The 13,219-nt window shown below is 41.8% G+C and carries 11 protein-coding genes and 2 tRNA genes; 11 read left to right on the top strand and 2 right to left on the bottom strand.

Going from position 1 to position 13,219, the window contains the following annotated elements:
* Positions 1 to 10 precede the first annotated feature (10 nt).
* The 10 genes from AC2YHV_RS25920 (at position 11) to AC2YHV_RS25875 (ending at position 9,916) form a co-directional block, all read left to right on the top strand.
* Complete coding sequence (locus AC2YHV_RS25920) at positions 11 to 190, top strand: hypothetical protein (RefSeq protein WP_063574552.1); 180 nt, start codon at positions 11 to 13, stop codon at positions 188 to 190.
* Positions 153 to 3,689, top strand: a complete 3,537-nt coding sequence (gene mfd, locus AC2YHV_RS25915; protein WP_106028247.1) for a transcription-repair coupling factor — start codon at positions 153 to 155, stop codon at positions 3,687 to 3,689. Before AC2YHV_RS25920 ends, mfd begins: the two co-directional genes overlap by 38 nt.
* 187 nt (positions 3,690 to 3,876) lie before the next feature.
* The gene (gene spoVT / locus AC2YHV_RS25910; protein ID WP_063235918.1) at positions 3,877 to 4,413 is read left to right on the top strand and encodes a stage V sporulation protein T; all 537 of its coding nucleotides are present in this window, start codon (positions 3,877 to 3,879) and stop codon (positions 4,411 to 4,413) included.
* Positions 4,414 to 4,590: 177 nt separating this feature from the next.
* On the top strand, positions 4,591 to 6,213 hold the full coding sequence (locus AC2YHV_RS25905; protein ID WP_063574549.1) for a putative polysaccharide biosynthesis protein: 1,623 nt from the start codon (positions 4,591 to 4,593) through the stop codon (positions 6,211 to 6,213).
* Positions 6,206 to 7,678 carry a bifunctional methyltransferase/pyrophosphohydrolase YabN gene (gene yabN, locus AC2YHV_RS25900; RefSeq protein WP_487374447.1) on the top strand — a complete coding sequence of 491 codons (1,473 nt, stop codon included), beginning with the start codon at positions 6,206 to 6,208 and terminating at the stop codon, positions 7,676 to 7,678. Before AC2YHV_RS25905 ends, yabN begins: the two co-directional genes overlap by 8 nt.
* 23 nt (positions 7,679 to 7,701) lie before the next feature.
* Positions 7,702 to 7,965, top strand: a complete 264-nt coding sequence (locus tag AC2YHV_RS25895; RefSeq protein WP_057276517.1) for an RNA-binding S4 domain-containing protein — start codon at positions 7,702 to 7,704, stop codon at positions 7,963 to 7,965.
* Between the two features lie 76 nt (positions 7,966 to 8,041).
* Positions 8,042 to 8,350: a sporulation protein YabP gene (yabP, locus tag AC2YHV_RS25890; protein WP_034316308.1), complete on the top strand. Its 309-nt coding sequence runs from the start codon at positions 8,042 to 8,044 to the stop codon at positions 8,348 to 8,350.
* Positions 8,347 to 8,979: a spore cortex biosynthesis protein YabQ gene (yabQ, locus tag AC2YHV_RS25885; protein ID WP_057276506.1), complete on the top strand. Its 633-nt coding sequence runs from the start codon at positions 8,347 to 8,349 to the stop codon at positions 8,977 to 8,979. The genes yabP and yabQ overlap by 4 nt, the downstream gene beginning before the upstream one ends.
* A 13-nt stretch (positions 8,980 to 8,992) precedes the next feature.
* Positions 8,993 to 9,379 (top strand): FtsB family cell division protein, encoded by a 387-nt coding sequence (locus AC2YHV_RS25880; RefSeq protein WP_034316305.1) that lies wholly within the window; start codon positions 8,993 to 8,995, stop codon positions 9,377 to 9,379.
* Positions 9,380 to 9,460: 81 nt separating this feature from the next.
* Positions 9,461 to 9,916: a S1 domain-containing RNA-binding protein gene (locus tag AC2YHV_RS25875; protein ID WP_034316303.1), complete on the top strand. Its 456-nt coding sequence runs from the start codon at positions 9,461 to 9,463 to the stop codon at positions 9,914 to 9,916.
* 166 nt (positions 9,917 to 10,082) lie between these two features.
* Here AC2YHV_RS25875 and AC2YHV_RS25870 read toward each other — a convergent pair.
* Positions 10,083 to 10,154 (bottom strand) — tRNA-Glu (locus tag AC2YHV_RS25870).
* A gap of 20 nt (positions 10,155 to 10,174) precedes the next feature.
* A tRNA-Met gene (locus AC2YHV_RS25865) sits at positions 10,175 to 10,248 on the bottom strand.
* A gap of 327 nt (positions 10,249 to 10,575) precedes the next feature.
* Between AC2YHV_RS25865 and spoIIE the strand changes: the two genes are divergently transcribed.
* The gene (spoIIE, locus tag AC2YHV_RS25860) at positions 10,576 to 13,050 is read left to right on the top strand and encodes a stage II sporulation protein E (protein WP_034316302.1); all 2,475 of its coding nucleotides are present in this window, start codon (positions 10,576 to 10,578) and stop codon (positions 13,048 to 13,050) included.
* The last annotated feature ends 169 nt before the right edge of the window (positions 13,051 to 13,219 follow it).

Genomic DNA, 13,219 nt, shown 5'->3' with positions numbered 1-13,219 from the left:
GGAGAGGGCTTTGGACAAAATCCAAAGCATTTTTCCGTTTGTCTGGAATACCAGGGCAATAAAAGTTGCCGTTAATAAAGAGGATCTTGGTGATGGCCAAGTTCAAATACAGCAAATGGTTTTTCGCACGTTAAAGAGAGGGGGGAAAGAAAATGAATGGATTGCAGAACTTGTTCTCCAAACAAGATGATGTTCATTCGTTAATAGCCGGCATCGATGAAGGGCTTAAGGAGCAAATCGTCTCTGGTCTCACAGGTTCCTCGAGATCGCTATTGCTGGCTTCCGTATATGAAAAGACGAATAGGCCTATTTTATTGGTTACCCATAATTTATTGCAAGCACAAAAATTCCATGAGGACTTATCAAGTTTCATTCCTGAGGAAGAATTATATATATATCCAGCCAATGAATTGATTGCGGCTGATTTGAGTGTTGCAAGCCCGGAATTAAGGGCCCAACGTGTTGAGGCATTGAATTTTTGGGCAGAGGGAAAGAAAGGGATTGTCATTGCCCCGATTCCTGGGGTGCGTCGTGTGCTTCCTCCAAAGGATATTTGGAAGAGGCATCAGCTTATCTTTAATCTAGGGGAAGACATCGAGCTTGAACCAACGCTTAATAAATTCATTGCCATGGGTTATAACCGGTCTGAAATGGTTGCTTCTCCAGGTGAATTCAGTATCAGGGGCGGTATCATCGATATTTACCCGATTACCGAACCTAATCCAATACGAATTGAATTATTCGATACCGAAATAGATTCAATAAGGACTTTTTCAAGTGAAGATCAGCGATCCATCGAAAAACTCAAGAAAGTGACGATCGGTCCCGTCAGTGAGGCTTTGCTAGAGACGGAGCATATCGAAAGAATCATAACTAGGCTCGAGAGCGGATTAAGTAAAAGCTTGAAGAAACTTAAGGACGAGAAAACCAAGGAACAGCTGGTCCAAACGATCAGTTATGAACTTGAACAGCTGAAAATGGGGGATATACCCGACAAAATCTTTAAATACTTAAGTTTAGCGTATGAAGATCCAGCTAGTTTAATAGATTATTTACCGGTAAATGGTTTGGTTTTCTTAGATGAAATCAGTAGAATCCAGGAAATCAATGATTCTTTGGAAAAGGAAGAGGCTGGTTGGTACACGGACCTTTTAAGTCAGGGACAAATTATCCATGACATTAAATTGGCTCATCCCATGCAGGAATTAATAATGAAATCCAGCAGGCCGTTTGTATACCTTTCATTGTTTTTACGGCATGTACCGCATACGAATCCTCAGAATATCCTGAATTTTGCCAGTAAACAAATGCAAAATTTCCATGGACAGATGAATGTGTTCAAAGCTGAACTGGAACGTTGGAAAAAAGGGAAATATACAGTCGTCATACTTGGACAGGATGAAGAACGGGTAAAAAAGCTGCATTCGGTTTTAGCCGACTATGATATAGAGGCAGCAGAACTGTTTAATGCTGACAGCATCCTTCCAGGTAAAGTACAGATTTTACGCGGCAGCCTGAACAGCGGCTTTGAATTGCCTATGCAAAAATTCAGTATCATCACGGAAACGGAATTGTTTAATAAGAAGTCAAAGAAATCGGTACGGAGACAGAAACTATCGAATGCAGAACGAATCAAGAGTTATTCCGAACTGAAGATCGGTGACTATGTCGTTCATGTTAACCACGGTATCGGTAAATACTTAGGTATTGAAACCCTTACAATAAATGGGGTCCATAAAGATTACCTGAATATTCGTTATCAAGCGGATGACAAATTGTATGTTCCTGTCGACCAAATTGATCTTGTCCAAAAATATGTCGGTTCTGAAGGAAAAGAGCCGAAGCTTTATAAGCTAGGCGGTACGGAATGGAAACGTGTCAAAAGCAAGGTTCAATCATCCGTTGAGAACATTGCCGATGATTTAATCAAGTTATACGCAGAAAGAGAAGCGGCAAAGGGCTATGCCTTTTCACCTGATGGTGATATGCAGAGAGAATTCGAAACATCATTCGCTTATAACGAAACGGAAGACCAATTACGTTCCATAGTCGAAATCAAAAAGGATATGGAACGGGAACGGCCGATGGATCGTTTATTATGCGGCGATGTTGGTTATGGGAAGACAGAGGTGGCGATCCGGGCCGCTTTTAAAGCCATAATGGATGGGAAGCAGGTTGCGTTTCTAGTTCCGACCACAATCCTTGCCCAGCAGCATTATGAAACATTAAGGGAGCGTTTTCAGGATTATCCGATTTCGATTGGCCATATGAGCCGCTTCCGGACTAAAAAGCAGCAAACGGAGACGATAAAAGGATTGAAGGCCGGCACGGTGGATATTGTGGTTGGCACGCATAGGATTTTATCCAAAGATATCGTGTACCGCGATTTGGGATTGCTTATCATTGATGAAGAACAGCGCTTTGGCGTTACACATAAGGAAAAGATCAAACGGTTAAAAACTAATGTGGATGTACTGACTTTGACTGCCACACCGATTCCGAGGACCCTTCATATGTCCATGTTGGGCGTAAGGGATCTGTCCGTCATCGAAACTCCGCCTGAGAACCGGTTTCCGATCCAAACTTATGTCATGGAGTATAATGGCTCATTGGTAACGGAAGCGATAGAACGGGAATTGGCCAGGGGCGGTCAGGTTTATTTCCTTTACAATCGGGTAGAGGATATAGCAAGAAAAGCAGAAGAAATTTCCATGCTTGTGCCCGATGCCCGTGTCACCTTTGCTCATGGGCAAATGACAGAGCAAGAACTGGAAGCCGTCATGTTCGGATTTTTGGAAGGCGAATATGATGTTTTGGTAAGTACAACCATTATAGAAACGGGTGTTGATATCCCGAATGTAAATACGCTTATCGTGAATGAAGCGGATAGAATGGGACTTTCACAGCTCTATCAGCTGCGTGGCCGTGTAGGTCGATCCAATCGGGTGGCATATGCATTCTTCACTTATAGGAAAGATAAAGTGTTGACGGAAGTGGCAGAAAAGCGTCTTCAATCCATTAAGGAATTTACAGAATTGGGTTCAGGGTTCAAAATCGCGATGCGTGATTTATCCATCAGGGGAGCTGGAAACATTCTAGGGGCTCAACAACATGGCTTCATCGATTCGGTTGGTTTTGATCTGTATTCACAAATGCTGAAAGAAGCGGTGGATGCGAAACGTAATGACCAACCAGCTGAAGAGAAGAACACACTGGAAATTGACGTTGAAGTGGATGCTTATATCCCTGATGCCTACATAATGGATGGACATCAGAAAATAGAAATGTATAAAAGGTTCAGAGGTATCGCTTCACTTGAAGAAGTGGAAGAATTACAGGATGAAATGATCGATCGTTTCGGAGAGTATCCAGAAGAGGTTTCCTATTTATTCATGATTGCCGAAATGAAGGTATATGCTGAAAAGGCCGGAATTGAAAGCATTAAACAATTAAAGCAGGAAATCAGCATTCTCCTTAGGGAAAAGGTCAGCAGCGATGTGGATGGACAAAAAGTGTTCGAGCTGGGATCGAAGTATGGCCGTATGGTGGGCTTCGGCATGGACGGCAATCGAATGAAGCTGGTCCTGCACATAAAAGGCGTGGAACAAAGCAAATGGCTCAATATCTTATTTGAGATGGCCAAGGGGTTACAGTATGTAAAAAAAGAGACGCAAGCCACTAAAAACTAGAATTGATGATTGTCCTCTTGAAGAAATTTTTTTAGGTACCATGGTAAAAAAATGCAACAAAAAGAAAAATTTTTTCAAAGTGCATAGAACTTACCATTAGAAAAATACTAAGTACAATAGCTGGTGATGATTTTGTTACAAAATGAGGATTTATCAAATCAATTAGATGAAAGTGAGGCAACATTAGATGAAAGCAACTGGTATCGTTCGCCGAATTGATGATTTAGGAAGAGTCGTCATCCCGAAAGAAATCCGCAGGACCCTCCGTATTCGTGAAGGAGATCCACTGGAAATATTCGTGGATAGAGATGGAGAAGTTATCCTAAAGAAATACTCACCTATCAGTGAATTAGGCGATTTTGCAAGGGAATATGCAGAAGCACTTTATGATAGCCTTGGAAACCCAGTTATGATTTGTGACAGGGATACTTACATTGCAGTGGCAGGCGGCTCCAAAAAAGAATACTTAAATAAAAGCGTTAGTGAACTAGTGGAAAAAATCATGGAAGAAAGAAATCCTGTCCTGGAGTCTCCAAATGGACAAATTTCATTCGTTGATTCCAATGATGAAGAGGTCCAATCTTATACTGCAGCCCCGATCATTGCGAGTGGCGACCCGATTGGTGCCGTCTTGATTTTCTCTAAAGACAGCACCATTGGTGAAGTGGAACAGAAATCGGTTGAAACAGCAGCAAGCTTCCTAGCTAGACAAATGGAACAGTAACCTTGGACATGCATTTATATCTTAAAAGATGGAAAGGGCAGCATTCGCGCTGTCCTTTTTGCACTTTCTAAAAAGAAACGGATATGGAAAATAATTAACAGTATGGATGGGATTGAAAAATAACCATTAGAATTATGCTATAATAACTACCACATATGAGTGAAAAGAGGAAAAAGAATGGCTGAAAAGCCTAATAAAACATCAAATGAACTTTTTCGAGGTGCGCTGATTTTGAGCGCTGCAGCGATTATCGTAAAAGTTTTGAGCGCGGCCTATCGCATACCATATCAGAACATTGCGGGTGACATCGGGTTTTATATCTATCAACAGGTTTATCCCTTCTACGGTGTTGCTTTTACATTATCGACAATCGGCTTTCCGGTAGTCATATCCAAACTTATTGCAGAACGGGAGTCTTCCAAAAATAACTTTGCGGTCAAGGATATATTGGTGACATCATTCGTCGTCTTAAGTTCGATAAGTGTCATGATGTTTGCTGCGCTATTCCTTGGCGCCGATTGGATTGCAGGATGGATGAAGGATCCGCATTTAGCCGGTCTGCTGAGAATCGTTGCCTATTCCTATTTATTAATGCCCATTTCTTCTCTATTAAGAGGCTATTTTCAAGGAATAAACGACATGTTACCGACGGCAAGTTCGCAGGTCGCTGAACAATGCATCCGGGTATTGACGATACTGGTCCTTTCCACAATATTTGTGCATCAGGGCTACTCTGATTATGTTGTCGGCAAGGGGGCGGTGCTCGGTTCGATAACAGGCGGCATTACTGGCCTGGTACTGCTTATTGCTTTCGTTATTTTAAGAGAAGAATGGAAGCTTTTTTTACGAATGAGAATCAAACCGGTGAATTTCATCAAAATTTCCAAAGCCCTGGTTTTCCAAGGGTTGGCCTTTTGCATTACGGGTTTGATCCTTATCTTGTTTCAGTTTGTCGATTCACTGCACCTGTACTCCCTGCTAAGGGAAACGGGGATGGGGGAAAGGGAAGCCAAAGAATGGAAAGGGGTATATGATCGAGGACAGCCTTTGCTTCAGCTAGGTACAGTCGTGGCTAATTCTTTTGCATTGGCGCTAGTACCTGTCATATCCGGATTCGTTCAGAGTAAAAGTCAATTTGAATTATTGAATAAGATCAAATTGGCGCTTCGTGTAAGTGCGACGATTGGGGTCGCTGCTGCGATCGGGCTGGTGGTGACGATGAAGCCTGTCAATCATATGCTGTTCACTGATGTTAAAGGGACGATTACTTTAGCAATTTTCTCTTTATCGATTTTATTCACATCCCTCATAATGGCGGAAGCGGCAGTGATTCAAAGTTTAGGCCATTCGTTCGTGCCGGTGATCATCACGATTGTGGGGGTGGGCAGCAAGTGGGCTTTGAACCTTGTCCTGGTGCCACATTACAAAATCGCGGGGGCAGCCTCGGCAACAGTACTTGCGTATATGATCATGACGGTACTATTTTATGTGGTATTGAGAGTACATATCAAAAAGACATTAATTGAAAAGCGACATGTGCTAATAATCTTGAAGAGTACGGTGTACATGGGTACGGCGGTTGTTTTATTCAATTGTTTATTCGAATGGATGACCTCAGGCGAGAGCCGGTTGTTAGCTACGGTCCAAGCTTTGACCGGTGTAGGGATCGGTGCAGCCGTATTTGTGATGACCGCCATTCGTGCAGGCTTATTTGGTGAAGAAGAACTTTCACTTATACCTGCAGGTTCAAAGCTTAAACGATTAATAATAACGAATAGGAGTATACGAAATCATGAATGAGATTACGATAATAGGCCTTGGTGCTGGGGATTTAGAGCAGCTTCCACTAGGGATTTATAAAAAATTGATTCAAACGGGACAATGCTATGTCAGAACGGCTGATCATCCGGTAATCGGGGATTTGAAAAGGGAAGGAATAAATTTCACGGCGTTTGACGGGATATATGAAAAGCACGACCAATTTGAAGACGTATATGAAGAAATTGCCGAAACATTATTAGACGAGGCCTCGAACCGTTCCGTTTTATACGCAGTTCCGGGGCATCCGATGGTTGCGGAAAAAACAGTACAGCTTTTGCTTGAAAAGGGTCCGGCTCTTGGAATAGCCATTAAGCTCGAAGGCGGGCAAAGTTTCCTTGACCCATTGTTTCAGGCTGTTAGGATCGATCCAATTGAAGGGTTTCAGCTATTGGATGGAACAGATCTTTCACCGGATGATTTACACATTACCCAGCATATGATAATCGGACAGGTGTATGACGCATTCAGTGCATCCGATGTGAAGCTGACTTTGATGGAAAAGCTACCGGATGACTACGAGGTATATATCGTAACTGCGGCAGGCAGCAGTCAGGAAAAAGTGACAAAATGTGCCCTCTTCGAACTCGACCGTCAGATGGAGTTAAGTAACTTGACGAGTGTTTATGTTCCGCCCGTTAAAGATGAAGCTTTACGGTATAGGGAGTTTTCTAAGCTGCGGCGGGTCATCGCAGAACTTAGAGGTCCTGACGGATGTCCGTGGGATAAGAAACAAACTCATGAAAGCTTGAAGAAATATCTAATAGAAGAAGCATATGAGCTGATTGATTCCATCGATGAAGGTGACGATGAGGGTATGGTTGGTGAACTTGGGGATGTCCTGCTTCAGGTGATGCTTCATTCACAAATCGGTGAAGATGAGGGCATGTTCACGATAGATGATGTGATTGAAGGCATTACGGCAAAAATGATTCGGCGCCACCCGCATGTATTCGGAGATGTTGAAGTGAACGGTGAGGAAGATGTATTGGTGAACTGGCAAAAAATCAAAGAAGGTGAAAAGGGGGGCGAATCAAAAGCTCTGAAATCCATACTGGATGGTATTGAGAAATCGCTGCCAAACTTACTTCGGGCCGAAGAGTATCAAAAAAGGGCTGCGAAGGTTGGATTTGATTGGGATGAGGTTTCCGAAGCCTGGAAGAAGGTCAGGGAAGAAGTGCAGGAATTGGAAGAGGAAATATTAAGTCCGAACAGGGATGCCGAAAGAATAAAATCAGAGCTGGGCGACCTCTTTTTTGCGCTTGTCAACATTTCACGTTATTATGACATACAAGCGGAAGAAGCCGTCTACAAAGCAAACCAGAAATTCCACCAGCGTTTTACATATATAGAAGAGTGCATTCAAAGGGCAGACAAAAAATTTGAGGAATATACATTGGAAGAATTGGATTCATATTGGGATGAAGCAAAAGCAAAAGGACTTTAATTAAGGGAGAGATTTGAATGTCGATGAGATTGGATAAATTCCTAAAGGTTTCAAGGTTGATCAAGCGCCGCACACTTGCGAAAGAAGTTGCGGATAAAGGGAGAATCTCGATTAACGGACAACAGGCCAAAGCAAGTTCGAATGTAAAAGATGGCGATGAGCTGACAGTAAGATTCGGTCAAAAGCTTGTTACGGTACGTGTCGATAAAATTCAAGAAACGACGAAAAAAGAAGCGGCTGCAGATATGTATACCATCGTAAAGGAAGAAAAGCTAGCGGAGGAGTAAGGACAGGCTTGGTTCTATTTCCACTCTTACGGACATACACTTGTACAAAATCAGTGGTACTGTGAGGGATGATAAAATGAGCCAATATATTGATCCGAATGCTGGTTACACAAAGGGAACGACCCAAGAGCATGATGTAACGATGAAAGGCCGCCGTTTACTTGATATTACTGGTGTCAAACAAGTCGAAAGCTTTGATAATGAAGAGTTTCTGCTCGAAACGTCAATGGGATTCTTATCTATCCGGGGCCAAAACTTGCAAATGAAGAATTTGGATGTTGATAAAGGCATCGTTTCCATTAAGGGAAAGATTTTCGACCTTGTTTATTTAGATGAGCAATCAGGGGAGAAAGCTAAAGGATTCTTTGGCAAGTTGTTCAAATGACCTTAACGATCCAATTTTATACGTTGCTTGCGATGATAGGCATGGGCAGTGGCTTTGGAGCTGCCCTGGATACGTATAGCCGGTTCCTGAATCGTTCAGAAAGGAAAAGGTGGATTGTATTCATCCATGACTTCCTTTTCTGGATCATTCAGGGTCTCCTTATTTTTTATGTTTTGTTTTTAGTGAATGAGGGAGAGTTTCGCCTCTATTTATTTTTGGCCTTATTATGCGGTTTTTCAGCTTATCAAGCACTTTTCAAAGGATTCTATCAACGTTTTTTGGAGTTTTTGATAATACTTGTGATAAAGTTGGCGAGATTTATAGCGAATTCGGTTCACATGCTGATATTTCTACCGATAAAATGGGTAATAGTATCCATATTGGCCATCATCATCGGGATAGGTAAGTTCGTTTTGGCCTTATTAAAATGGGCGGGGAAAATACTTCTCTTTATTTTGAATATATTCTGGAGACCATTAAAATGGATTCTGACTTATATATGGAATTTATTGCCGGTTTTTGTTACGAAAAACGTCGGGAAGTTTTATAATAAAGGAAAAGGGATTTTATTGAAAATAAAGAATTCTATATTTAGAACGCTAAATGGATGGAGAAATAAAAAGAAATGAGGAGCGATAAAAAATGAGTAGCCTGCGTAAAAGGAAAGTGGCAAAAATAGAAAATCCCTACGTCGCTCAACAAGAGAAAAAAGTACAAACCGTAGAAAAAAAGAAGCGTGGTTTAATGCGTAGATTAACCCTTTACTCAGTTTTCGCCGCTGTCTTTTTGATTTTTGCCGTTTCCACCCTCATAACGCAAAATGTTGCACTGGATGAGAAAGTTCAGCAAAAGCAAGAATTGAAGGGAAAGTTAGCTGAATTGAAAAAAGACGAGACCCTTCTTAAAGAAGAAATCGTAAAGCTTAATGATGACGACTATATAGCAAAAATAGCAAGACGGGATTATTTCTTGTCTGAAAAAGGTGAAATCATTTTTACCCTTCCAAAAGGGAAGGAAGATAGTGACTAATATTGACACTGTTTTTTTACTTTCGTTATAATATAGGGTGAAGAGATTTTTTTAACATTTCTAAGGAGGAACATTTTTTTTATGTCAATCGAAGTAGGCAGCAAGTTACAAGGTAAAGTAACAGGCATAACTAATTTTGGTGCATTTGTAGAGCTACCTCAAGGTTCAACCGGTCTTGTCCATATCAGTGAAGTGGCTGATAACTATGTCAAGGATATCAATGATCATTTAAAAGTGGGCGATACAGTTGAGGTGAAAGTCATCAACGTTAAAGATGGCAAGATTGGCTTGTCCATAAAAAAAGCGATAGACCGTCCTGAAGTTGAGCAAAAACCTGCATACACACCACGTCCGCGCCAAGGTAGAGGGAATGACAGCCGTTCCAAAGACTTCCGCTCGAAAGGCAATGGTTTCCAACCGAAAGAAAACTTTGAGCAAAAAATGGCTAAATTCTTAAAAGATAGCGAAGACCGCTTAACGACCCTAAAACGTAGCACCGAAACGAAACGGGGAGGTCGAGGAGGAAGACGCGGATAAAACTGCTGCTGAAAAATAATAGTTTAGCAACTTTTCCTGTGAAATTATTCATAGTGTAGATAAAGGCAAGCTTGCCGGCTTGTCTTCTTTTATTATAGTACGACATGAAAAAAGCGCCTCTGTACACTTACTGATATAAGTGTGCAGAGGCGCTTTTGGTATTTGATGACCCGTACGGGATTCGAACCCGTGTTACCGCCGTGAAAGGGCGGTGTCTTAACCGCTTGACCAACGGGCCGTAAGTTTCATGATAAAAGATAGCGGCAGAGGGGATCGAACCCCCGACCTCACGGGTATGAACCGTACGCTCTAGCCAGCTGAGCTACGCCGCCATAATGGTAAGTGCTACTGAAGCACAAGTTATATCTTACATTCGTGAGGAAAAAATGTCAACAAAAATATTAAAGTTTGTCGGTTTCCATTTCCTGATTATTTATTCGGGTTATTTTCCGCAAAAATAACCTAAAAACTTTGCTTTTCTTCAAAAAAAAAAGAACACCCGTTTCTGTATTGGAAAAAATGGCACAAAAACCTGTATACAAATGATTATTCAAGAAGAATTTCGTCGAACGTTTTTCTTATCCGCTTATAAAATTCTGACAAAAAAATAGACAAGCCCTCTTTATAATAAAAATCACTAATACGAATGGGGTGTTGAAATGGAAAAAGTGGAAAGACCTATGATGGAACCTCTTGGAGATGTTCAGTTAAAAGAAGCGAAGGCAGGGGCCATCAATTGGATCCAACAACTGCAAATGAAGAGTGAAGACATATTCATAAAAAAAGGTATCTCTTTAGCAATCATCGGTTTTTTATTAGGAAGGGCTTTAATTCTTTCGCAGCTGGCACCATTTGGACTTCCGTTTTTCGCAGCCGTGTTTCTCATGAGACGTGATAGGGCTCCACTGGCTTTATTCGGATTGATTGCAGGTGGGCTGACCGTTCACTATTCGAATAGTTTAGTCATCTTTGCATCGGCGTTCCTGCTCCTGTTATTTCATAAGATCAAGAAGCCCGCCGTGGAAGGACAATTCAAGACGATGTCGATGTACGTCTTCGCTTCACTATTCCTGGTCAACCTGGCCGAGCAATATCTGGTATTTCGAACGATTCAGCTGTACGACTTGATGATGATAGGAGTAGAGGCGGGACTCGCGATGATTTTAACTTTAATCTTCATACAGTCCATCCCGATGCTGACCGTTAGGACAAAGTCCCAGTCATTAAAGACGGAGGAAATTGTCAGCATCATCATCTTGCTTGCTTCGGTGATGACCGGAACCATCGGCTGGATGATATACGATTTATCACTCGACCATATATTCTCGCGATACCTGGTCCTCCTCTTCGGGCTGGCGGGAGGGGCCGCCATAGGCTCCACTGTAGGCGTTGTTACTGGATTGATATTCAGCTTGGCGAGTATTGCCAGTCTATATCAAATGAGCCTTCTCGCATTTTCAGGGCTTCTGGGCGGACTGTTGAAGGAGGGAAGGAAGATAGGGGTTGCCAGCGGCCTCTTGATTGCTACATTACTGATAGGTTTATATGGTGAGGGCACCAATAATATTATGGTGACCCTTTATGAATCACTTATAGCTGTGGCCCTATTTATATTGACACCGTCATCCATCATCAACAAAATAGCGAAACATATACCGGGAACAGTCGAGAATTCTGATGAACAGCAGCAGTATGCCCGAAAAGTGAGGGATGTCACCGCTCAAAGGGTGGAGCAATTCTCACATGTATTTGAGGCGCTCTCTAATAGCTTTTCCCAAGTGGATGAAAGGGGAAGATTGGAGGAAGATGAGAAAGAATTCGACTACTTCTTAAGTAATGTAACGGAAAAGACGTGCCAGCTTTGTTTTAAAAAGGAACAATGCTGGTCCAAGAACTTTAATACAACCTATGACGGCATGCAGGAAATTATGCTTCAATTAAGTGAAAATAATGGTCAGCTCCCCCAAAAAACTTCGAAAGAATGGGGGAAATATTGCAGTCGCGGGCCTCAGGTGATTGGGGCGATATCACAGGAGCTCACTTATTTTGAAGCTAACCAAAAATTAAAAAGGCAGGTGAAGGAAAGTCGGAAGCTAGTGGCGGATCAACTGCGGGGCGTTTCGGCAGTAATGGATGATTTTGCAAAAGAAATACAAAGGGAAAGGAAGAATCATCATGTACATGAAGAATCCATTTTGGAAGCCATCCAGGATTTTGGCCTGCACATAGGCCATGTGGAAATATACAGTCTAGAACAAGGAAATGTTGATATAGAGATGAGTGTCCCATACTGCCAGGGCAGAGGGGAATGTGAAAAGTTGATTGCACCTATGCTTTCAGACATTTTAGGGGAAACGATAGTCGTACATTCAGAAGAGTGTGCAACGTATCCAAGCGGGCAATGTGAGGTGATATTTAGGTCAGCAAAAAAATTCACGGTCGAAACGGGTGTGGCTCATGCTGCCAAGGGGGGAGGGCTTGTATCAGGAGATAGTTTTACGACCATGGAAATTGGCTGCGGCAAATTCGCAATAGCCATCAGTGATGGAATGGGAAATGGGGAAAGGGCCCATTTTGAAAGTACAGAAACATTGAAGCTGCTACAAAAATTTTTACAATCGGGAATAGAAGAAAAAATAGCCATTAAATCCGTAAACTCCGTATTATCTCTACGCACTACCGATGAAATATTTTCGACTCTTGATTTGGCAATGATTGATCTTCAGGACGCAAGGGCTAAGTTTTTAAAAATCTGTTCGATACCGAGTTTCATTAAAAGGGGGGATAGGATAATAAAAATTGAATCAAGTAACCTCCCTATGGGAATCATCCAGGATTTCGATGTTGATGTAGTATCAGAAGAGCTGAAGGCAGGGGATATATTAATCATGATGAGCGATGGAGTGTTCGATGGCCCCTCACATGTCGAAAATATCGAGTTCTGGCTAAAACGAAAAATCAAGGAAATGGAAACTGACGATCCGCAGGAAATCTCTGATTTAATATTGGAAGAGGTCATCCGAACGAAAGGCATCATAGATGATGACATGACAGTGGTAACATCGAAAATTAAGCATAACACACCGAAATGGGCATCCATTCCCGTTTCCCCAAAACGTAAAAAGGCCCAGTAGGGGCCGTTTATATATAAAATAAATAAAACCCAAAATGAGGTGGTGTAAATGGAAGAAGGATAAAAGGTAAAGGGATGAACTCTTTTCAATCATTACGCTCCATGATATGACTTGATGTAATGTCCTTTGCGTATAATTTCCCTTTTTTTAGTCAATTATGGTAACAAAT

The organism is Peribacillus sp. SRI_006 (assembly GCF_057586375.1).
This window is presented reverse-complemented; position numbering and strand designations above follow the sequence as displayed.

Excerpts from the sequence above, each read along its gene's own strand:
- mfd (WP_106028247.1), top strand. The coding sequence starts at position 153 with ATGAATGGATTGCAGAACTTGTTCTCCAAACAAGATGATGTTCATTCG.
- spoVT (WP_063235918.1), top strand. The coding sequence starts at position 3,877 with ATGAAAGCAACTGGTATCGTTCGCCGAATTGATGATTTAGGAAGAGTC.
- AC2YHV_RS25905 (WP_063574549.1), top strand. The coding sequence starts at position 4,591 with ATGGCTGAAAAGCCTAATAAAACATCAAATGAACTTTTTCGAGGTGCG.
- yabN (WP_487374447.1), top strand. The coding sequence starts at position 6,206 with ATGAATGAGATTACGATAATAGGCCTTGGTGCTGGGGATTTAGAGCAG.
- AC2YHV_RS25895 (WP_057276517.1), top strand. The coding sequence starts at position 7,702 with ATGAGATTGGATAAATTCCTAAAGGTTTCAAGGTTGATCAAGCGCCGC.
- yabP (WP_034316308.1), top strand. The coding sequence starts at position 8,042 with ATGAGCCAATATATTGATCCGAATGCTGGTTACACAAAGGGAACGACC.
- yabQ (WP_057276506.1), top strand. The coding sequence starts at position 8,347 with ATGACCTTAACGATCCAATTTTATACGTTGCTTGCGATGATAGGCATG.
- AC2YHV_RS25880 (WP_034316305.1), top strand. The coding sequence starts at position 8,993 with ATGAGTAGCCTGCGTAAAAGGAAAGTGGCAAAAATAGAAAATCCCTAC.
- AC2YHV_RS25875 (WP_034316303.1), top strand. The coding sequence starts at position 9,461 with ATGTCAATCGAAGTAGGCAGCAAGTTACAAGGTAAAGTAACAGGCATA.
- spoIIE (WP_034316302.1), top strand. The coding sequence starts at position 10,576 with ATGGAAAAAGTGGAAAGACCTATGATGGAACCTCTTGGAGATGTTCAG.